This window comes from Streptomyces sp. HUAS MG91 (genome assembly GCF_040529335.1).
Taxonomy (GTDB): Bacteria; Actinomycetota; Actinomycetes; order Streptomycetales; family Streptomycetaceae; genus Streptomyces; species Streptomyces tabacisoli.
The window spans coordinates 5,628,776-5,647,500 of sequence record NZ_CP159534.1; the positions used below are offsets into that span (position 1 = coordinate 5,628,776).

17 protein-coding genes are annotated in these 18,725 nt (G+C 71.5%); 11 read left to right on the forward strand and 6 right to left on the reverse strand.

Annotation, left to right across the window (positions count from 1 at the left end; genetic code table 11):
* Positions 1-203: 203 nt before the first annotated feature.
* Genes ABII15_RS25840 through ABII15_RS25850 form a run of 3 tightly spaced genes read right to left on the reverse strand, consistent with a single transcriptional unit; the run spans position 204 to position 2,934 of the window.
* Positions 204-956, reverse strand: coding sequence for an amino acid ABC transporter ATP-binding protein (locus ABII15_RS25840; RefSeq protein WP_353947200.1), 753 nt, complete (start codon positions 954-956; stop codon positions 204-206).
* Positions 957-973: 17 nt separating this feature from the next.
* Positions 974-1,924: an amino acid ABC transporter permease gene (locus ABII15_RS25845; RefSeq protein WP_353944670.1), complete on the reverse strand. Its 951-nt coding sequence runs from the start codon at positions 1,922-1,924 to the stop codon at positions 974-976.
* Between the two features lie 41 nt (positions 1,925-1,965).
* On the reverse strand, positions 1,966-2,934 hold the full coding sequence (locus ABII15_RS25850) for an ABC transporter substrate-binding protein (protein ID WP_353944671.1): 969 nt from the start codon (positions 2,932-2,934) through the stop codon (positions 1,966-1,968).
* A 566-nt stretch (positions 2,935-3,500) separates the two neighbouring features.
* Between ABII15_RS25850 and ABII15_RS25855 the strand changes: the two genes are divergently transcribed.
* From ABII15_RS25855 to ABII15_RS25870, 4 genes are all read left to right on the forward strand, one after another.
* Positions 3,501-4,715 (forward strand): NADP-dependent malic enzyme, encoded by a 1,215-nt coding sequence (locus ABII15_RS25855; protein WP_353944672.1) that lies wholly within the window; start codon positions 3,501-3,503, stop codon positions 4,713-4,715.
* A gap of 310 nt (positions 4,716-5,025) precedes the next feature.
* Positions 5,026-5,988, forward strand: a complete 963-nt coding sequence (locus ABII15_RS25860; RefSeq protein WP_353944673.1) for a zinc-binding dehydrogenase — start codon at positions 5,026-5,028, stop codon at positions 5,986-5,988.
* Positions 5,989-6,100: 112 nt separating this feature from the next.
* Complete coding sequence (locus ABII15_RS25865) at positions 6,101-6,310, forward strand: helix-turn-helix transcriptional regulator (RefSeq protein ID WP_351451537.1); 210 nt, start codon at positions 6,101-6,103, stop codon at positions 6,308-6,310.
* Positions 6,310-6,870, forward strand: coding sequence for a Clp protease N-terminal domain-containing protein (locus tag ABII15_RS25870; protein WP_353947201.1), 561 nt, complete (start codon positions 6,310-6,312; stop codon positions 6,868-6,870). The genes ABII15_RS25865 and ABII15_RS25870 overlap by 1 nt, the downstream gene beginning before the upstream one ends.
* Before the next feature lie 184 nt (positions 6,871-7,054).
* On the opposite strand, the gene ABII15_RS25875 is transcribed toward ABII15_RS25870, so the two are convergent.
* Both ABII15_RS25875 and ABII15_RS25880 read right to left on the reverse strand, forming a co-directional pair.
* On the reverse strand, positions 7,055-8,098 hold the full coding sequence (locus ABII15_RS25875) for a helix-turn-helix transcriptional regulator (RefSeq protein WP_353944674.1): 1,044 nt from the start codon (positions 8,096-8,098) through the stop codon (positions 7,055-7,057).
* 1 nt (position 8,099) lies between these two features.
* Entirely contained in the window at positions 8,100-8,975 is an 876-nt protein-coding gene (locus ABII15_RS25880; protein ID WP_353944675.1) for a DUF4097 family beta strand repeat-containing protein, read from the reverse strand.
* 228 nt (positions 8,976-9,203) lie between these two features.
* Between ABII15_RS25880 and ABII15_RS25885 the strand changes: the two genes are divergently transcribed.
* On the forward strand, positions 9,204-10,022 hold the full coding sequence (locus tag ABII15_RS25885) for a hypothetical protein (RefSeq protein WP_353944676.1): 819 nt from the start codon (positions 9,204-9,206) through the stop codon (positions 10,020-10,022).
* Positions 10,023-10,046: 24 nt separating this feature from the next.
* Here ABII15_RS25885 and ABII15_RS25890 read toward each other — a convergent pair whose 3' ends face one another.
* Positions 10,047-10,232: a DUF6104 family protein gene (locus ABII15_RS25890; protein WP_018102711.1), complete on the reverse strand. Its 186-nt coding sequence runs from the start codon at positions 10,230-10,232 to the stop codon at positions 10,047-10,049.
* 175 nt (positions 10,233-10,407) lie between these two features.
* Here ABII15_RS25890 and ABII15_RS25895 point away from each other — a divergent pair, with 175 nt between their 5' ends.
* From ABII15_RS25895 to ABII15_RS25920, 6 genes are all read left to right on the forward strand, one after another.
* Positions 10,408-10,791: a CU044_2847 family protein gene (locus ABII15_RS25895; protein WP_353944677.1), complete on the forward strand. Its 384-nt coding sequence runs from the start codon at positions 10,408-10,410 to the stop codon at positions 10,789-10,791.
* The gene (locus ABII15_RS25900; protein WP_353944678.1) at positions 10,791-12,770 is read left to right on the forward strand and encodes a trypsin-like peptidase domain-containing protein; all 1,980 of its coding nucleotides are present in this window, start codon (positions 10,791-10,793) and stop codon (positions 12,768-12,770) included. Before ABII15_RS25895 ends, ABII15_RS25900 begins: the two co-directional genes overlap by 1 nt.
* Positions 12,771-12,924: 154 nt before the next feature.
* A complete protein-coding gene (locus tag ABII15_RS25905; protein ID WP_353944679.1) occupies positions 12,925-13,935 on the forward strand; it encodes an AAA family ATPase in 1,011 nt (336 codons plus the stop codon).
* A gap of 3 nt (positions 13,936-13,938) precedes the next feature.
* Positions 13,939-17,253, forward strand: a complete 3,315-nt coding sequence (locus ABII15_RS25910; protein WP_353944680.1) for an SAV_2336 N-terminal domain-related protein — start codon at positions 13,939-13,941, stop codon at positions 17,251-17,253.
* A complete protein-coding gene (locus ABII15_RS25915; RefSeq protein ID WP_353944681.1) occupies positions 17,250-17,411 on the forward strand; it encodes a hypothetical protein in 162 nt (53 codons plus the stop codon). The genes ABII15_RS25910 and ABII15_RS25915 overlap by 4 nt, the downstream gene beginning before the upstream one ends.
* A gap of 2 nt (positions 17,412-17,413) precedes the next feature.
* Positions 17,414-18,658: an FxsB family cyclophane-forming radical SAM/SPASM peptide maturase gene (locus ABII15_RS25920; protein ID WP_353947202.1), complete on the forward strand. Its 1,245-nt coding sequence runs from the start codon at positions 17,414-17,416 to the stop codon at positions 18,656-18,658.
* Positions 18,659-18,725: the final 67 nt, after the last annotated feature.

Genomic DNA, 18,725 nt, shown 5'->3' on the forward strand with positions numbered 1-18,725 from the left:
CGTCGGGGCTGGTCGCGCAGTTCCCCGCGCCCCTGGGCCGTACGTCGGCTGACGGCCGGTGGCCGCTTCTCGCGCAGTTCCCCGCGCCCCTGGGTAGTTCGTCACGCGCGGGCCGGTGGCCGCTTCTCGCGCGGTTCCCCGCGCCCCTGAGATGCGTACATCGTGCGGCATCTCATCGAGAGGGGCGCGGGGGCGGCGGTGGGTCAGAGGACCTTCGCCAGGAACGCTTGGGTTCGCTCGTGTTGAGGGTTCGTCAGGACATCCCGGGGATGGCCTGATTCCACGACCACGCCCTCGTCCATGAAGACGAGGCTGTCGCCGACCTCGCGGGCGAAGCCCATCTCGTGCGTGACGACGACCATCGTCATGCCGGACTCGGCGAGATCGCGCATGACGTCGAGGACGTCACCGACCAGCTCCGGGTCCAGGGCAGACGTCGGCTCGTCGAACAGCATCAGCTTCGGGTCCATCGCGAGCGCGCGGGCGATCGCCACGCGCTGCTGCTGCCCGCCGGAGAGCTGCGAGGGGTAGTTGCCCGCCTTGTCGGCGAGACCGACCCGTTCCAGGAGTTCCCCGGCGCGGGCCCTGGCCTGCGCCTTCGACTCCCGCTTGACCTGGACCGGCGCCTCCATGACGTTCTCCAGAGCCGTCATGTGCGGGAAGAGGTTGAAGCGCTGGAACACCATGCCGATGTCCCGGCGCTTCATCGCGACCTCCCGGTCGCGCAGCTCGTAGAGCTTGTCGCCCTGCTGCCGGTAGCCGACCAGTTCACCGTCGACGTAGAGCCGGCCGGCGTTGATCTGTTCCAGGTGGTTGATGCAGCGCAGGAACGTCGACTTGCCGGAGCCCGACGGGCCGATGAGGCAGAAGACCTCGCCCTGCGCGACCTCCAGGTCGATGCCCTTGAGGACCTGCACGTTGCCGAAGGACTTGTGGACGCCCTCGGCCCTGACCATCGCGTGCCGCTGCTCGCTCATGCGCCCACCGCCCCTGAACGGTTCGAGAAGGAGAGCATGTTGGCCTTCACCTTCTGCCACGGAGTGTTCGGCAGCTGACGTGAGGTGCCGCGCGCGTAGTAGCGCTCGATGTAGTACTGGCCGACGCTGAGGATCGACGTCATGATCAGGTACCAGGCCGCAGCCAGGAAGTACATCTCCACCGGCGAACCGGACTGCTGGCCGATGTCCTGCGCGGCCCGGAAGAGCTCGTTGAACTGGACCGCCGCGACGAGCGAGGTGGTCTTCAGCATGTTGATGACTTCGTTGCCGGTCGGCGGCACGATCACCCGCATCGCCTGCGGGATCACGATGCGGCGCAGCGTCTTGGAGTGGCTCATGCCGAGCGCGTGCGACGCCTCGGTCTGGCCCTCGTCGACCGAGAGCAGACCGGCGCGGCAGATCTCCGCCATGTACGCCGCCTCGTTGAGCCCCAGACCCAGCAGGGCCGTGAGCAGCGGCGTCATGAAGGACGACCAGTAGTCCTTGTAGATCGGCCCGAGGTTGATGTACTCGAAGACCAGGCCCAGGTTGAACCAGATGAACAGCTGGACCAGGACCGGGGTGCCGCGGAAGAACCAGATGTAGAACCAGGCGATCGAGCTGGTCACCGGGTTCTTCGACAGGCGCATGACGGCGAGCAGGATGCCGCCGACGATGCCGATCACCATCGCGAGGACCGTGAGCAGGAGCGTCTTGCCGACGCCCGTCACGATGCGGTCGTCGAAGAAGTAGTCGGGGACCGCACCCCAGTTGATCTTGCCCTGGCCGAAGGCGTAGATGATCGAGCCGAGCAGCGCGAGCGCGATGACGGCGGCGACGTAACGACCGTAGTGCCGCACCGGGATGGCCTTGACGGCCTCCGGGTGGGCCGCGGGCGGCGGTGTGTCCTCGGGGCCGCCGCCCGTCTTGTCTATGTCAACAGACACGGATCTTGCCTTTCAACGACGCGTCAGGCGTTGGGGGTTGCCTACTTGCCGCCGTTGACGGTGGCTGCCTTCAAGGCGCCCGCCTCGACGCCCCACTTGGCGATGATCTTGTCGTACTCGCCGTTCTTGATGACGGCGTCGAGCGCGGCCTTGACGGCGTCGCGCAGCTGCGTCTGGGATTTGGCGACGGCGATGCCGTACGGGGCCGCCTCGACCTGGTCGCCGACGATCTCGAAGTCCTTGCCGCCGCCCGAGGTCTTCACCGCGTACGCGGCGACCGGGAAGTCGGAGGAGCCGGCGTCGGCGCCGCCCGAGCGCAGCCGGGTCTGCGCCTGCTGGTCGTCGTCGAAGGCCTGGATGCCGAGCTTCTTGCCCGCCGGACACTTCTTGGCCTGCGCCTTGGCGAGGTCGTGGGAGACCGTGCCGCGCTGCACCACGATCTTCTTGCCGCACAGGTCCGCCCAGGTCTTGATCCCCTGGGTCTTGCCCTTCGGCGTGTAGATGGAGACGCCCGCGTTGAAGTAGTCGACGAAGTCGACGCCCTCGCCGACCTTCTTGCCGGTGTCGGAGTCGATGCCGTCCTGGCGGTCCTTGGTGTCGGTCATGGCCGACATGGCGAGGTCGTAGCGGTTCGAGCGCAGGCCCGTGACCAGGGTGTCGAACGTGCCGTTCTGGAACTCGAACGTCACGCCGAGCTGCTTGCCCATCGCCGCGGCCAGGTCGGGGTCGATACCGATGGCCTTGCCCGACTTGTCCTTGAACTCGACCGGCGCGTACGCGATGTCCGAGCCGACCCGGATGACGCCCTTGTCGCGGATCTCCTTGGGGAGCTTGTCCGCGAGCGGCGCGCTCTTGGCGGAGGTCTTGCCGGAGTCGTCCGACTTCGTCTGGTCGCCGCAGCCGGTGAGCAGCAGCGTGCCGGCGACCGCGATCGCGCCGGCCGCGGCTATCCGGGTCTTCACGGACTTCCCGGCCTTCGCGGTCGAGCGACGGGTGGTGCTTGCGGTCATGGTGGGGTCCTCCGGCAGGGATGTGGGAGTGGCCGTCAGGGTCGCCGTGGCACACGCCTTCGGGTGTCGCGACCTGCGTGATGAGGCATCTTGCCATTCGGACGGGGTCGTGCAGGGGCGCGGTGATGTCAAAATCGGATAACGGGTGACTCAAGTCGGTCAACAGGTCGGCACATCACGGTGCATGGGGTCTGCATCATCTGCGGACGTATCGCCCACCGGCCGGAGGATCTCCGGCGAACCGCTCGCCGTCTCACTATTCGGTCGCTTCTTCGCGTCTCGCCGGGGTGCGGCTCCATGACGTGTCCAGAAATGTGGCTATGAGTCATGTCACCGCCGCGTGATCGATCACGAATGGGCTCGTCCGCGGCACGGTCCGTCAGGTAAGAAGGTTCTTTACACCCCTCATCCGGGGCTCAGGGCGCGCGTGCGGCGCGCCCGTCGTGTACGTACCCGCGCAGCCGGCCACAAACGGGCCCGGCTGGGACGTACGCGGTGCCCGCCCGCTCCTCAACCAGGGGCGGACCCACCCTCAACGAAGCAATAAGACTTAAGGGGTCAGACAAGTGGCAGCGGAGATCGTCAATCCTCGCAGCGACGCGAATACCGGCAACGAAGGCGCTGACGAGCCCTTCGATCCGGCCTTCGCACTGCACCGTGGCGGCAAGATGGCCGTGCAGGCCACCGTGCCGGTCCGCGACAAGGACGACCTGTCCCTGGCGTACACGCCCGGCGTCGCGAAGGTGTGCAGCGCGATCGCCGAGCAGCCGGAGCTCGTCCACGACTACACGTGGAAGTCGAGCGTCGTGGCCGTCGTGACGGACGGCACGGCCGTGCTCGGACTCGGGGACATCGGCCCCGAGGCCTCCCTCCCGGTGATGGAGGGCAAGGCCATTCTCTTCAAGCAGTTCGGCGGCGTGGACGCCGTGCCGATCGCGCTCGCGACGACGGACGTCGACGAGATCGTGGACACCGTGAAGCGCCTCGCGCCCTCCTTCGGTGGCGTGAACCTGGAGGACATCTCGGCGCCGCGCTGCTTCGAGATCGAGCGCCGGCTCCAGGAGGAGCTGGACATCCCGGTCTTCCACGACGACCAGCACGGCACCGCCGTCGTGACGCTGGCCGCGCTGAAGAACGCGGCCCGGCTCAGCGGGCGCACGCTCGGCGAGCTGCGCGGCGTGATCAGCGGCGCCGGTGCGGCGGGCGTCGCCATCGCCAAGTTCCTCCTCGAAGCGGGTCTCGGCGACGTCGCGGTCACCGACCGCAAGGGCATCGTCAGCCGGGACCGCGAGGACCTCACGCCGGTCAAGCGCGAGCTGGCCGAGATCACCAACAAGGCCGGTCTGTCCGGTTCGCTGGAGGACGCCCTCGCGGGCGCCGACGTCTACATCGGCGTCTCCGGCGGTACGGTCCCCGAGCCGGCGGTCGCCTCCATGGCGCCGGGCGCCTTCGTCTTCGCGATGGCCAACCCGAACCCCGAGGTGCACCCCGACATCGCCCACAAGTACGCGGCCGTGGTCGCGACCGGGCGCTCGGACTTCCCGAACCAGATCAACAACGTCCTGGCGTTCCCCGGCATCTTCGCGGGCGCGCTCCAGGTCCGGGCCTCCCGGATCACCGAGACGATGAAGATCGCCGCCGCGGAGGCGCTGGCCGCCGTGGTCGGGGACGACCTGTCGGCCGAGTACGTGATCCCGTCGCCGTTCGACGAGCGGGTGGCGCCTGCCGTCACCGCCGCCGTCGCGGCCGCGGCGCGTGCCGAGGGCGTCGCCCGGCGCTGAGTGCCGAGCCGCGTCAGCCGGTCGAGGCCCCGCTCCGGCGGGGCCTCTTCCGTTCGCCGGGCCGCTGGCTAGGGCGTGTGTCGAAAGTCCCGTCGTTCGCCCGAAGGGCGGGCCTCGCGGGGTCTGGTGCGTGCGATCGCAAGGCGCCGGGGCGTCCTCATAGCGGAGCTATGAGGGCGTTTCGGCAACGCCGCGAGCGTGCGTGCCAGACCCCGCGAGGCAGACGGGACTTTCGACACACGCCCTAGAGGACGTGTGTCACAGCCGGGGGTGGTTCCCCGGGCGGGGTGCCGCGCCTATCGTCAAGGTCATGTTCGCCGCCTACGCAGCCCGCATCGACCGTGATCAGCCGCTGAACGGCCTGGAGTTGGGGGAGCGGCCCGCCCCCGAGAACCGGCCCGGCTGGACCACCGTGAACGTCAAGGCCGCCTCCCTCAACCATCACGATCTGTGGTCCCTGCGCGGGGTCGGGCTCGGCGAGGAGTCGCTGCCGATGATCCTCGGCTGCGACGCCGCCGGGATCGACAGCGACGGCAACGAGGTCGTCCTGCACTCCGTCATCGGCGAGACCGGTCACGGTGTCGGGCCGCGCGAGCGCCGCTCGATCCTCACGGAGAAGTACCAGGGCACCTTCGCCGAGCAGGTCACCGTGCCCGCCTGGAACGTGCTGCCCAAGCCGAAGGAGCTCTCCTTCGAGGAGGCCGCCTGCCTGCCCACCGCCTGGCTGACCGCGTACCGGATGCTGTTCACCAACGCCGGGGTGCGGCCGGGCGATTCGGTCCTGGTCCAGGGCGCGGGCGGCGGTGTCGCGACCGCCGCGATCGCCCTCGGCAAGGCCGCCGGCCTGCGGGTCTTCGCCACCAGCCGCGACGAGGCCAAGCGCAAGCGGGCCCTGGAACTGGGCGCGGTCGAGGCCGTGGAGTCCGGCGCGCGGCTGCCGCAGCGGGTGGACGCCGTGATCGAGACGGTCGGCGCCGCGACCTGGTCGCACTCCGTCAAGTCCCTCAAGCCGGGCGGCACCCTGGTGATCTCCGGCGCCACGAGCGGGCCCAACCCGCCGGCCACCGAGCTGAACCGCATCTTCTTCCTGGAGCTCAAGGTCGTCGGCTCGACGATGGGCTCCAAGGATGAGCTGGAGGACCTGCTCTCCTTCTGCACGGCCACCGGCGTGCGGCCCGTCGTCGACGAGGTGCTGCCCCTGGACCGGGCCCGGGAGGGCTTCGTGAAGATGGCCGGCGGCGAGCTGTTCGGAAAGGTCGTGCTCAGCGTCTGAGCCGCGGTCGTACGAGGTCGAAGGGCGTCCCGGGTTGCCGGGGCGCCCTTTCCACCGTTCTCCGTGTCAATTTTGGTTGACAGCGACTCTAGCGTCAACCTACATTGACACCATGACCGAGGCAACGGATCTCGCCGAGCAGGCGGGCGCCCGCGACCCGCGCGTCGGATTGCGGGCGGTCGCCGCGCTGCGGCGGCTGCTTGAGCAGCTGGAAGCGGTACAGGTGCGCAGTGCGCGCCATCAGGGCTGGTCGTGGCAGGACATCGCGGCCGAGCTGGGAGTCAGCCGACAAGCCGTGCACAAGAAGTACGGGAGGCGATGATGTTCGAGCGGTTCACCGAGGCGGCCAGGGCCGTCGTCAAGGAAGCGGTCGTCCACGCGGAACGTGAGCGTGCCGAGCACGTCGACGAAGGGCACCTGCTGCTCGCCCTCCTGGAGCGGCGCGGCAGCCGGGGCGCCTTCGTGCTCGACGCGCTCGGGCTCGCCGACGAGGCGCGCCGCGCCGAGATCGGGCGGGCGCTCGGGGACGCCCGGCGCCGGGCGGGGCTCTCCCGGGCCGACACCGAGGCCCTTGCCGGGCTGGGGATCGACGTCGACGAGATCGTCGCGCGGGTCGAGGAGGCCCACGGGGTCGGGGCGTTGGCCGGTGGGCGGCGTGTCGGTGGGCGGCGGGGCTTCACGCGGGAGGCCAAGAAGGTGCTGGAGGGGTCTTTGCGGGTGGCGGTGCTGCACGGGGACCGGTCCATCGGCGATGAGCATCTGTTGCTCGCGCTGGTGTCCCGGGGTGGGGTCGCCGCCGAGGTTCTGGGCGGGTACGGGGTGGATGCGGGGGGTGTGGAGCGGGTGCTGTACGGGGGTGACTCGGGGCGGGCTGCCGGGTGACAGGTTCCCCGTGGGGGCGGGTGGGCCCGGGGTGTGGTTGCCCAGGGGGTTGAGTGGGCCCCGCGTCGTGGTCGAGGTCGCGGGGCTCCGCCCCGGGCCCCACTCCTCAATCGCCGGAGGAGCTTGAACATGGGGTCTCGCCCGTCGTTCGTCTGTCGCCGTAATGAATCTCGCTCCTCGTTCGTCAGTCGTCTGCGGCGTCCGGCTTCAGGGTCTCCGCGATGTGTGCCGCCGCCGTCGTCAGGTGGGATCGGGTTCGGCGGAGCTGGTCCTGTGTGATGCCGTGGTCGCGGGCCGAGTCGCGGATGTCGTCGCGGAAGCGGTCCAGGAGGCGGTCCAAGTCGCGGGACGGGTCGCCGGTGGAGTCCTCCGTGGCCCAGGCCGGGACGTACTCGGCCGCGGGCGCGTCCGACGCCGGGCGGAACTCGGGCTCGGGCTCGGGCGTCCGCGGGGTGCGCGGGGCGTCCTTGCCGAAGCTCTTGCCGAACTCGCCGAACTCCTTCGCCAGTTCGGCCAGGCCCTCGCGGACGCCCGTCGGCCAGTCGCCGCGCGTGAAGTGATCCTGCACCTGGTCCTGGACGCGCCGGGCCATGCGCTGGAACTCCTCCTGCGCCTGCTCCCGCACCTGGTCCTGCGCCTCCTTGGCCTGGCGGCGCGCCCGCTGGGCCTCCTCGCGGGCCCGCCGGCTCTCGTCCTTCGCGCGCCGCGCCTGCTCCTTCCACTCCTGCTTGGCCCGGCGCATCTCCTCCTTGGCGGCCCGCCAGGACTCCTTGTCCGTGAAGTCCGTGAAGTCCTTGAGGTCGCCCAGATCACCCAGCTTGCCGAAGGGGCCGCTCCGGGCGCGGGTGCCGGCCGCGGCGGCCCGCACCTCGCGGCGCAGCTCGCCCGCCGCGCCCCGGACGTCGTCGCGGATCTCGGCCGCCAGCTCGGCGACCGAGTCGCGGATCTCCAGCTCCAGGTCGGCCAACTCGCCGCTGCGGTCCGCCAGTTCGGCGCGGCCCGCGTCCGTGATCGCGTACACCTTGCGGCCGCCCTCGGTGGTGTGGGTGACCAGCCCCTCGCTCTCCAGCTTCGCCAGGCGCGGATAGACCGTGCCCGCCGAGGGTGCGTACAGCCCCTGGAAGCGCTCCTCCAGCAGCCGGATCACCTCGTAGCCGTGGCGCGGGGCCTCGTCGAGAAGCTTGAGGAGGTAGAGGCGAAGGCGTCCATGGGCGAAGACGGGAGACATGTCAGAGCACCTTCTTCTCGGCGGGGCTGTCCTGCGGGGCGGCGTGCGGCTCCATGTCCGACGGGGCGTCCTCGCCCGGCGGCCTGCGCAGCAGCGCGATCGAACCGGACACCGTCGTCGCCCGCAGCTTCCCCGAACCCGCGCCGAGCCGGCCGGTGATCTTGTGCGCGCCCCACTGGCCGGAGACCCGGAGGCCCTCGAAGGCGTTCGACAGGGCTCCGCTCGCCGTGTTCGCCTCGACCTCGGTGTCCGCCGGGTGCGGGATGCGGATGGCGATCTCGCCGGAGACGCTGGTGAGCGCCACGTCCGTGGGGCCCGCCGGGTCCAGGTCCACGATCATCGAACCGCTCACGGTGTCCGCCTTCACGAACGACCCCGCACCCTCGACGACCGTCAGGTCCCCCGAGACCGAATTGAACCGGAGGTCGCCGGTGACCGCCTGCGCCTCGACGCTGCCGGAGACCGTGCTGGTGCGGACCGGGCCGGTGACGCCCACCAGGGTCGTGTCGCCGGTGACGCCCTTCACCTCCGTGCGGCCCGTCATGCCGGAGACGACCGCTGCCGCGCCGACCACGCCGACCTCGACCCGGGTCCCCGTGGGCACCGCGAGCGAGACGACCGCGCTGCGCCGGAAGCCCTTGCGGTCCAGCCACTTCAGGAAGCCCTTCCAGGGCAGGTCGTCGTACACGACCGACAGCACGCCGTCCTCCTGGCTCACGCGCAGCGGCGACCCCTCCAGGTCGGAGACCTCCAGGCGGGCGGAGCCCTCGTCGGTGCCCACCACGTTCACCGTGCCGTTGACGATGCGGACGTGCAGGGTCGTGACCGGGTCGGCGAAGGTGAGCTTCCGCGGTTCCGCGACGGACCACTCGGGCATGGCGCGACCTCCTTCGGGGCGAGTGCGGGCGAAGCCTGGGCATGCACGGGCAAGCACGGGCGGGCGCGGTCGGCTGCCGGGCCGACACGCCATATCGCGTTCTCCAAAACACGATATATCGCGGGTGGGGAAAGTCAAGACTGTCGCGAACGTCCGTCTCGCGATCGCGTACCCACGGAGGCGTTCATTTGTGGTCCATTGCGGGCAAATTGCCCTAGCGTGGACGTCATGCCGTCCCCCGAACCCGCCGGCGCCCTGCTCCTGTGCCGCGCCGAACCCACCGTCGTCGGACCCGCCGCGCAGCTCCTGCGGGAGCGGATGCTGCTGGCCCGCGCCGGACGCGAGTGGAGCGTCCTCGTGCCCGAGGCGAAGCCCTGGCTGACCGAGGGGGAGTCCGTCGAGCGGGTGCTCGCCGGGTGGGCCGGCGCGCTCGCCGTCGGCGCGCCCTGGCCGGTGCTCGCCCTGTGGTGGGACGCCGACCGCGGCGGCTTCACGCTCGCCTCCGGCTTCCGCCGCCCGGTCGGTTACGTCTGGCTGGCCAACGGCACCCCGGTCGGCGAGCACGAGGCCCTGCGCACCTTCGCCGCCCGGCTCGGCCTCGACCCCGTACTCGACATGCAGTCCCTGGAAGCCCTCGCCCTGCCCGACTCCGAGGCCGACGCCCGGGCCCGGCTGCGCGGTCTGCTCGCCGTCCTCACCCGCACCGGGCTCACCCTCCCCGCCGGGCTGAGCCCCGGCGAGCCCGCCGACCGGCTGCGCGAGGTCGCCCGCGTCCAGCCGGACGGAGAGCAGGTCGACTGGCCGGGCTGGCGGGACGCCGTGCACGCGGAGCTCGACGTCGTGGAGAGCAGCAGCATCGGGCCCTGGCTGCGCGGCCCCAAAGCCCGCTGCCTGGCCGCGGCCCAGCTCGCCGCCGGAGCGCCGCTCGCCTTCTACGGCCTGCGCCGGCGCAGCGCCGGCTGGGCCACCGCCGGGGCGGTCCTGCTCGCCCACGGCGTGCTCGGCTTCGTCTACGACCGGGTGCGCGCCGCCGCCCGCGGCGACTGACCCGGCGTCCGGCGCCGGCCGGGCCTACTCGTCCTCGTCCTCGTCGTCGTCGAGCCGCGCCAGCCAGGTCGCCAGGCGCTCCACCGGAACCTCGAAGTCCGGGTTCAGGTCGACGAACGTCCGCAGCTGCTCGGCGAGCCACTCGAAGGTGACCTCCTCCTCGCCGCGCCGCTTCTCCAGCTCTTCGATGCCGCGGTCGGTGAAGTACATGGGTCGAGTCTCCTGGGTGCTTTGGGCAGATGGTTCTCGGCCAGCCTACGTAGGGTGCCGGTCGCTTGGCCTGATATGGCCCCACTGGGGCTCGCCCGCAACCGCCCCGCCACTTAACCTCGTCGCAGTTCATGACGTGCACCCATGAGTGCGGCAGGGGACGAACGGGGGAGTGGTGGGCGCGATTCAGGAGATCAGACTGCCGGATGGGACGGTCGTGCACGCGCGGCTGAGTGCCTCCGACGCTTACGGCGGCGACGACCAGGACATCGGTGTGCTCGACGGCGCCGTGGCCAAGGTCGAGCAACTGGGCGAGCTGGTACGGGGCGTGGGGCAGTCTGTGCTCGACGCGGCTCGCGCCGCCCGCCCCGACAACGCCACCATCACCTTCGGCGTGGAACTGACGGCCAAGTCCGGCGGGGCGCTCGCTGTCCTGGCCTCCGGCGAGGCGAAGGCCTCTATCCAGGTCACGCTCGGCTGGTCCTTCGCCGGCGACGGTGAAAGCACCAGCAACACCAACAACGCCGAGACTTCCGGCGCCTCCACCGGATCGGCGTGATGATCGAGGCAGGCTCCCGCCTCGACACACTTGCTCGTGCGGCCACCGTCCACCTGCTTCCTGCCGGGGCGGACGGGCCCGAGCAGTGGGGCAGTGGCTTCTTCGTGGCGCCGGGGGTCGTGGTGACCGCCGCTCACGTGCTGCGCCCCTGGCTCGCGAAGCGGCCGGACCTGGAGTTCGCTGTGCGCGGCGACGCGTTCCACGACGGCATCCCGGTCGCCGCCCGCATGGAGAGCTGGCTGGTGCGCGATTCGGCCCTCGAGTCCGTGCCGGCCGACCAGGACCTCGCCCTCGTCCGACTGCTCGACCCGGAGGTGGAGCACGAGTGCCTGTGGCTGGTGGATCGCGCTGTCGAGTACACGGGGCCACTGCGCGTGTACGGCTACCGGCCCGACACGCCGCAGTCCGGCAAGCGCATCGTGCCGTGGAGCGTCGACGCCGAGATCAATGTGGTCGACGGTGCGCGCGGGCTGCGTTTCAAGCCGGACGCGGAGTTCCCGCCGGGCGTTTCCGGCGGCCCGCTGGTCGACGCGGACACGGGGGCCGTCGTCGGGGTCGTCAAATCGAGACGCACCCAAAAGGACGGCGGCGCGGCCGTCTCCGCGCTCGCGCTGCGCGAATTCGGCCCGCTCTACCGGGAGCTGGTCGAGGCCCACGACCGCTGGCACGGCTCGCTGCCCGCCTCGCCCGACACCGGCGACAACTGGATCGATCTGCAGGTCAGCGAACTCGGCCCCGACCCCCTGTGGACGCCGCTGGACCGACGCAAGGCCCTCGACCTGCTGGCCCGGATACCGGCGCCGTCCGACGCGCACGCGGTGCGCAAACTCGCGCTCGTGGCGCGCAGCGGCTCCCGCTGGCCCGGTGACGACCCGGCCCTGTGCAGCTGGCGTGACGGCCACGGACTGCTCTATGAGGGCCGTCGGCCGCTGTCGCCCCTGACGTTCCTGCGCTATCTCACCCTGGTTGGCGCGTACGCCTCAGTGCGCGGCGCCGACACGACGATCCTGGACGCCTGGGTGAAGGAGCGGCTGCGCGCTCACCCGGACCGTTCCCTCCATGCCCTGGTGACCGACGCCCGGCTGCCGGACGATCTGCGGCCCGCACCGGACGAGCCCCTGCGCGCCGGCGTGCCGTATCCGGAGCCCGGGGACGGCCGGACCGTGGTCACCGTGGTTCTCGACCCGGTGATCGGCGCCGTCCCCACCCGCTTCTTCTGGCAGATCTGGGTCGACGACGGGACCGGCGAACCGCTGCTCGCCGCCGCCGACAGCTCCGCCGAGGGTCGTCCCCCGCAGGAGCTGGCACAGGTGCTCGGTGTGCCGTTGGCCCGTGTGTTCCGCAACGGTGACCGGGAGGGGCGGCCCGCGCCGCTCGAAGTGGCTCTTCCTGTCGAGGAGTTCGACACGGAGGTGCACCGCTGGCGGTTCGCCACCGTGGCGGCGCTCGACGACCACCAGTACCTCGGAGCTCAGCGCCAGGTGGTCCTGCGCGACCTGGCACGGCGCCTGGAACCCGACAACGAGGCGTGGACGGCCCGCTGGCGGGGCCTGCGTCAGGCCGACGCCCTGACCGCTCATCGCGCGCCGGAGCATGGCCGCACCCCGCAGGCCGCTCGCTACGCCAAGCTGCCGGCCACGCATGTGCCTGTGCTGTGCCGCCCGGTCGGCCGGGGCCTCGGCAAGCAGACGATGACGGCGATCCTGGACGGCGGGCACCCCGTCGTCCTGTGGCACATCGACGGGCACACCGCGCGTGGCTGCGGAGAGGCCTGCGACGAACTGCACCAACACGCCGCCCGGCTCCTCGATCGCGTCGGTTCGGTCGCCGAGCTCCCCGACAGTGTTCGGCTCGTCCGTGAGGAGATCGGCTCCCATCGTGCGGACCGTCGCTGGGCGGAGCCGCTCGCACTCCTGTACGACGACCCTGACCGGCCGGTCCCCGGTGGCGATCTCGACGTCGTGGACGCGCCCCAATGAGCGCCAGAGCAGACACCTGTGCCCACAACGCCTGGCTGAAAACAGGCGGTTGGGTGTGTGGTGTTGGGTACATTCCCAGGGGTCCGTCGCGGGGGAAGGCCGCCTCCGTCGGCCATGACGTGGTGTTCCACCGACCGCCGACGAGGAGCGCGCCATGACCGAGTGGTTCGTCTATGAGGGCGACGGCAGGCCGGATCCGGACAAGATCCGCCGTCTTCCGGATCCCCCGCCGTGGCGCGCCTTCGACGCCGAGCCGGTGGCGTACGACGTCCCTGACGTCGACTCGTCGACTCTGCGCAGGCTCGGCGCCACCGCGGTCCCGCTGCCCGTCCAGGACGAGCGAGCGCTGCATCTGGTCAATGCGGCCCTGTATCTTCGCCGCCCCATGCTCGTGACCGGCGACCCCGGCGCGGGCAAGTCGACCCTCGCACACGAGCTCGCGTACGAACTCGGCCTCGGGCGTGTCCTTGAGTGGCCGGTGGTCAGCCGCAGCGAACTCAAGGACGGGCTCTACACGTACGACGCGATCGGCCGACTGCACGACGCTCAGCTCGACCGGGGCGGTGCCGGAGCGACTTCCGAGGACATCGGCCGCTACATCAAGCTGGGGCCCCTCGGCACGGCTCTGCTCGCGGCCGACCGGCCCCGTGTGCTGCTCATCGACGAGCTGGACAAGAGCGACATCGACCTGCCCAACGACCTCCTCAACGTCCTGGAGGAGGGGCGGTTCGCGATCCCGGAGCTGGAGCGCATCGCCGACCATGCGCCCGAGGTCTCCGTGCTCACCGACGACGGCCGGCGGGTGGTGGTCACCGGTGGAGTGGTCCGCTGTCGCGCCTTTCCCGTCGTCGTGCTGACCAGCAACCGCGAACGGGAGTTCCCCACGCCGCTGTTGCGCCGCTGCATCACGCTGGACCTGCAGTCTCCGCGCGACCAGCGACTCGCAGCGCTCGTGCAGGCGCACTTCGGCGAGGGTGCCTACGAGGCGCACCACGACATCGTCGACCTGTTCACCGAGTCCGGGACGGACGGCGCGCTGCGCCCCACCGACCAGCTGCTCAACGCGATCTTCCTTACCCAGTACACCGCCCGCGAGCAGACTCCCGCGCAGCGCACCGAGATCGCCGAACTGTTGATGAGGCCGCTCGACCACGAGGTGCGGTGACCTGTGTCCGCCGCCCGCACGTCCCACGACCCCGGCGAGCAGCACCGTGCGGGCACGCTGCTCACCGCGCTCGCGGAGCGGCTGCGGGAAGCGGAACTCGACCCCGGAGTAGAGGAGTTGGCCGACGCGTTATGGCTCGCTGGATATCTGGACCGCGAGGCCGGGGACAGCACCGTAGAGCCAACCGCGTCACCCTCTTCGCCGTCCGCTCCGGAGCCGCCACCCGGCGCGGCGACCGGCCCTTTGCCCGAGCCCACGGGGCAGCAGACTCTCGCGTCCACCGACGAACTCGACGTGGGAGGGGGGCTGTTCGTCCCGTCGGGCGAGGCGGCGCAGCCGTCCTGGCTGCGCGCCGTTCCGGTCAGAGCGCCGTCACCGCCTGTGCTGCCCGACCCCGTGGGTCTCCAGCGCGGGCTGCGTCCCTTACAGCACTACCGGGCGCCGGTCCGACCCCCCGCCCGCATTCTCGACGAGCAAGAAACGGCCGAACTCGCCGCCCGGTCGGGCGGGCTGGTGATCCCCGTCTTCTCCCCGCGGCGGCGCAGGGAGGCCCGCCTACTGCTGCTCATGGACCTGTCGACATCCACCGTCGTCTGGCGCGCGGCCCTCGACGAACTGCGTTACGTGTGCGAGCGCGCGGGCGCCTTTCGCGAGGTCCAGGTCCAGTACCTGTATGAGAACGAGAACGGCCGCCCCGGCACTGCTCCGGCTGTCGGCCACGTCGGCAGGCTCCGTGACCCCGCCCAGCTCACCGACCCCACAGGCCGTCAGCTCACACTGCTGCTCAGCGACTGCGCGGGTCCCATGTGGCGCAGCGGCCGCATGCAGCAGTTGCTGCACCACTGGGCCCGCTCCGCGCCGGTGGCCGTCGTCCAGCCGCTTCCGCAGGGGATGTGGCAGCGGACGCACATGCCCGCCCGGCGCGGTGTGCTTCACCGCCGCGAAGGTCCCGCGGGCCGCCTGGAGTTCACCCCCGACCGCGGCAGTCCCGTGCCGGGCGCGCTGCCGGTTCCGGTGCTCGCGCTGCGCCGCTCCTCCGTCGAGGGCTGGGCCCGGCTGATGGCGGGGGCGACCGGGCGGGCGCTGCGAACCGCGGCCGGATGGGTCGGTGCCGCGCACCCCGTCTCCGCGAGTCCGGTCCGCGCACGTCAAGAGGTCTCGGCGGCCGACCGGGTCCGCACATTCCTGCGCCGGGCCACGCCGCCCGCCCGCCAGCTCGCCGTCAGCCTCTCCGTCGTACCGCTGTACCTGCCGGTGATGCGGCTCGTGCAACACGCCATGCTCGCCGGGAGCGGACCTGACGTCCTGGCGGAAGTTCTGCTCAGCGGATTGCTGCGCCGGCGCGACGACGCCGTCGACCCGGAACAGGTCCGCTACGAGTTCCTGCCGGAGGTCGCCTCCGAGCTGCGCCGGCACGTCGACCCGCAGGAAGCCGAGTTACTGCTCAAGCACTGCTCGGACTACGTGGCCCGCAACTTCGGCCGCACCGCACGCAATTTTCCGGCTCTCGCGGCCGCCTATCTGCGCGGCAAGGTCCCGGCACCGGGATCCGACGCGCCCTTGGAACCCCTGGCCGAGGGCCGCGACGAGCCGCTCGGGCTGCGGGCCTTCGCGGAGGTCTCTCTGGAGGTGCTGCGGGACCTGGCGCCGAGATTGCCGCTGCCGGTCGGGTCCGGGCCCGGTGGAGAGGCCCCCGTGGGGTACGGCGAATTGGTCGAGCGCGGGCGGGCAGCCGAGGAGACGTACGAGCTCGAGGGGAACGTACGGGAGCTGGAGCGCGCCGTCGAGCTGTATCGGGAGGCGGGACGGGCCGCGGAGGCGCGGGACGAGCAGGCCCTGGCCGCGGAGGCGTTGGGGAGGGCGCTGCGGCGGCGGGCGTTGGCCGGAGCGCCGCCGGAAGTTCTGCTGGAGGCGCTGCAGGTACTGCGCGGGGTGGCCCGGCTGTCGGCGCGGGGGCGGGCGGACCTGGGGCACGTGCTGATGCAACTGGCCATGGCCGTGGCTGGGGGACAGCTGCCGGTCTCCCGTCTGCCGAGACCGATCCCGGAGTGGGCGCGGGCACAGGCCACGGACGACCGTCCGGCCGAGGACTGGGCCGAGACGGAATTCGTGTACCAGGCCGCCGACGAGCTGACAGCGGCGCTGGGAGCGGACCACGGGTTCGGTGACCACCTGCCGATTCTCATCGCCGGATCCCGCCGGATCCTGGCGCTGCGTCACGACTTGTCGCGCCCTGAGGGCCGATTCGAGGCCGCCCGCCCCCGGGACTGGTTCACCGGTCAACTGGAGCTCGGGCTCACGGCCTTGGAGGCGCTGCCCGAGGGCCCCGCGGCGTACAAGGAACGGGCCGCGGGGCACGGCCTGCTGGCCGAGTTCTACGACGGTCGGCGGCTGCAGGACGCCGAGCGGGACCGCGAGGATCACGAGCGTGCTCGGCGGCACGCGGATCTGGCGCGGCGGAACTTGGAGAACCTCCTGGCGGCCTCCGCCGAACAGGACGTCGAGGTCTGGCTCGGGCTCGCCACCGCGCTGGAGATCCAGGGGGAGGAGTCCGACTCCGTCGGTGAGGCGCTGGACCAGGCGCTCGCCGCGGCCGGAGACTCCAGCGCTCAGCGCTTCGAGTGTCTCGTCCGTGTCGGGCGGTTCTGGGACGCCCGGTTCGAGGAGACGGGTGAGCCGGCGGCTGCCGACCGGGCAGTGACGGCGTGGGAGCAGGCGAGCGACTTGCTCGGGCAGGACGACGACAGACGGGCGGACACCCTCACCAACTACGGTCGGGCGCTGCTCGACCGAGGAAGCCCGCCCGATTCTTCGAACGACGACCACCTCACCGCCGTGCGTCTCCTGAAGGACGCGGTCGCCGCGACGCCGGGCGGCCATCCCATGCTGCCGATCCGCCAGACGGTTCTGGCCCGCGCCTGCATCATGCGGTTCCAGGCCCAGGGCGTGGTCACCGACCTGCACGAGGCCGACTGGATACTCGCAGAAGCCTCGCGCGAGACCGACGACGACGCCGCGCTGGCGCTGGTGTGGTCCCTGCGCGCCTTCGGCACCTATCTGCTCGCTGGGCGGACCGAGAAGCGTGACCTGCTGTACCTGGCGCTGCGCCACAATGAGACGGCCCTGGAGCACGCGGCAGGCCTCGATCCGAGCATGGGCGGCACCGTGCATCGGGCCCAGGCCCGCATCCTGATCGCCCTCGACCGCCCCGCCGAAGCCGCGGCCTCCTACCGCGTAGCCCTCGCTCTCACCGAGGACCCCGAGGAACGCGCGGGCCTGGAGGCCCGCATCGCCGATCTCGAGGCGGCCTCCGAGTGACGGCCACCCCGCTGCCCGTACCGGACGAAGCCCCGCTCCCCGCGTTCGGTCTCCCCGCGCGAAGCGATCACCCGGTCCTCAGTGCCGTGCTCGACGAACTGCGGCTGCGCGCCCTCGACCCCGAGCCGGTCGTGGCCCGCTACGAGGACGCGCCGTGACCATGCCCGCCCGGCAGGCGGCAGGTCATCCCCGCTGGCCGCACGCTGTGCTCGACACGACGGCCCACACCCCGGTCCCGTTCCGCCAGTTCGTCCTGAAGGTGCACGGCCGGTGCAACCTGGACTGCTCGTACTGCTACGTCTACCACGCCCAGGACGACAGCTGGCGCGACCGGCCGGCCAGTGCCGACGCAGACCTGCGGCGCACGACCGCCCGCCGGATCGCCGAGCACGTCACCACCCACGGGCTGCGCCGCATACGGATCGAACTGCACGGTGGAGAGCCGCTGCTCGGCGGCCCGGGGCTCGTCCTCGCCTACGTCGACGCCGTCCGGGCCGCCGTCCCCGACTCCTGCGAGGTGCACGCCACCGTCCAGACCAACGGCACGCTCCTCACCGCTTCCGTGCTCGACCGGCTCGCGGCCTCGAAGGTGCGCGTCGGCCTCAGCCTCGACGGGGGCCGCGCCGCGCACAACGCCCGCCGCACCGACCATGCGGGCCGCCCCGCCTGGCCCGCTGCGCACGCCGCCGCACGTCGCCTCGCCCGGCGACCGGGGACCTACGCCGGAATCCTGTGCACCGTCGACCTCGCGGCCGATCCGCTCGGTGTCTACCGCTCACTCGTGTCCCTCGGCCCACCCGGCATCGACTTCCTCCTGCCGCACGGAAACTGGGGCACTCCGCCCCCTGGCCTCGGGGTAAGCCGGCCCGCCCGGCACCGTCCCGCCCCAGCCCCGTACGGCGACTGGCTCACGACCGTCTTCGACGCATGGTGGGGCACCGAAGGCGACGAACGCGTACGGGTCCGGCTGTTCCACGAGATCCTGGCGCTCCTGCTCGGCGTCCCGAGTACCGCCGAGGCCGTCGGACTCTCGCCGATGGCCGCGGTCGTCGTGGAGACCGACGGGGCCATCGAGCAGGTCGACTCGCTCAGGTCCGCCTACGCGGGCGCCCCCGCGACCGGTCGCGACGTCTTCCGCCACACCTTCGACGACGCGCTGCGCCACCCCGGCGTCGCGGCTCGGCAGATCGGCGCCCGGGCCCTGGACGCGGTGTGCCGCGGCTGCCCCGTCGGCGCGGTCTGCGGCGGCGGCAACTATGTGCACCGCTACGCTCCCGGCTCCGGTTTCCGGCATCCCAGCGTGTATTGCGCCGATTTGGAGCGGCTCATCCGTCATGTGGCGCACGCGCTCGCGCAGCAGGTGTCCGTACCTGCATGGAAATACGGACCAACTTCCTTTGTTTGAACGGTTTTTGACGCACACTTGAGTTACCTGTGCACGCACGTGACAGGTCAGGTGGAAAGGGGCAGGC

Excerpts from the sequence above, each read along its gene's own strand:
- ABII15_RS25875 (WP_353944674.1), bottom strand. The coding sequence starts at position 8,098 with ATGTCTCCCGTCTTCGCCCATGGACGCCTTCGCCTCTACCTCCTCAAG.
- ABII15_RS25905 (WP_353944679.1), top strand. The coding sequence starts at position 12,925 with ATGACCGAGTGGTTCGTCTATGAGGGCGACGGCAGGCCGGATCCGGAC.
- ABII15_RS25900 (WP_353944678.1), top strand. The coding sequence starts at position 10,791 with ATGATCGAGGCAGGCTCCCGCCTCGACACACTTGCTCGTGCGGCCACC.
- ABII15_RS25865 (WP_351451537.1), top strand. The coding sequence starts at position 6,101 with ATGACCGAGGCAACGGATCTCGCCGAGCAGGCGGGCGCCCGCGACCCG.
- ABII15_RS25860 (WP_353944673.1), top strand. The coding sequence starts at position 5,026 with ATGTTCGCCGCCTACGCAGCCCGCATCGACCGTGATCAGCCGCTGAAC.
- ABII15_RS25850 (WP_353944671.1), bottom strand. The coding sequence starts at position 2,934 with ATGACCGCAAGCACCACCCGTCGCTCGACCGCGAAGGCCGGGAAGTCC.
- ABII15_RS25840 (WP_353947200.1), bottom strand. The coding sequence starts at position 956 with ATGGTCAGGGCCGAGGGCGTCCACAAGTCCTTCGGCAACGTGCAGGTC.
- ABII15_RS25890 (WP_018102711.1), bottom strand. The coding sequence starts at position 10,232 with ATGTACTTCACCGACCGCGGCATCGAAGAGCTGGAGAAGCGGCGCGGC.
- ABII15_RS25870 (WP_353947201.1), top strand. The coding sequence starts at position 6,310 with ATGTTCGAGCGGTTCACCGAGGCGGCCAGGGCCGTCGTCAAGGAAGCG.
- ABII15_RS25880 (WP_353944675.1), bottom strand. The coding sequence starts at position 8,975 with ATGCCCGAGTGGTCCGTCGCGGAACCGCGGAAGCTCACCTTCGCCGAC.
- ABII15_RS25920 (WP_353947202.1), top strand. The coding sequence starts at position 17,414 with ATGCCCGCCCGGCAGGCGGCAGGTCATCCCCGCTGGCCGCACGCTGTG.
- ABII15_RS25885 (WP_353944676.1), top strand. The coding sequence starts at position 9,204 with ATGCCGTCCCCCGAACCCGCCGGCGCCCTGCTCCTGTGCCGCGCCGAA.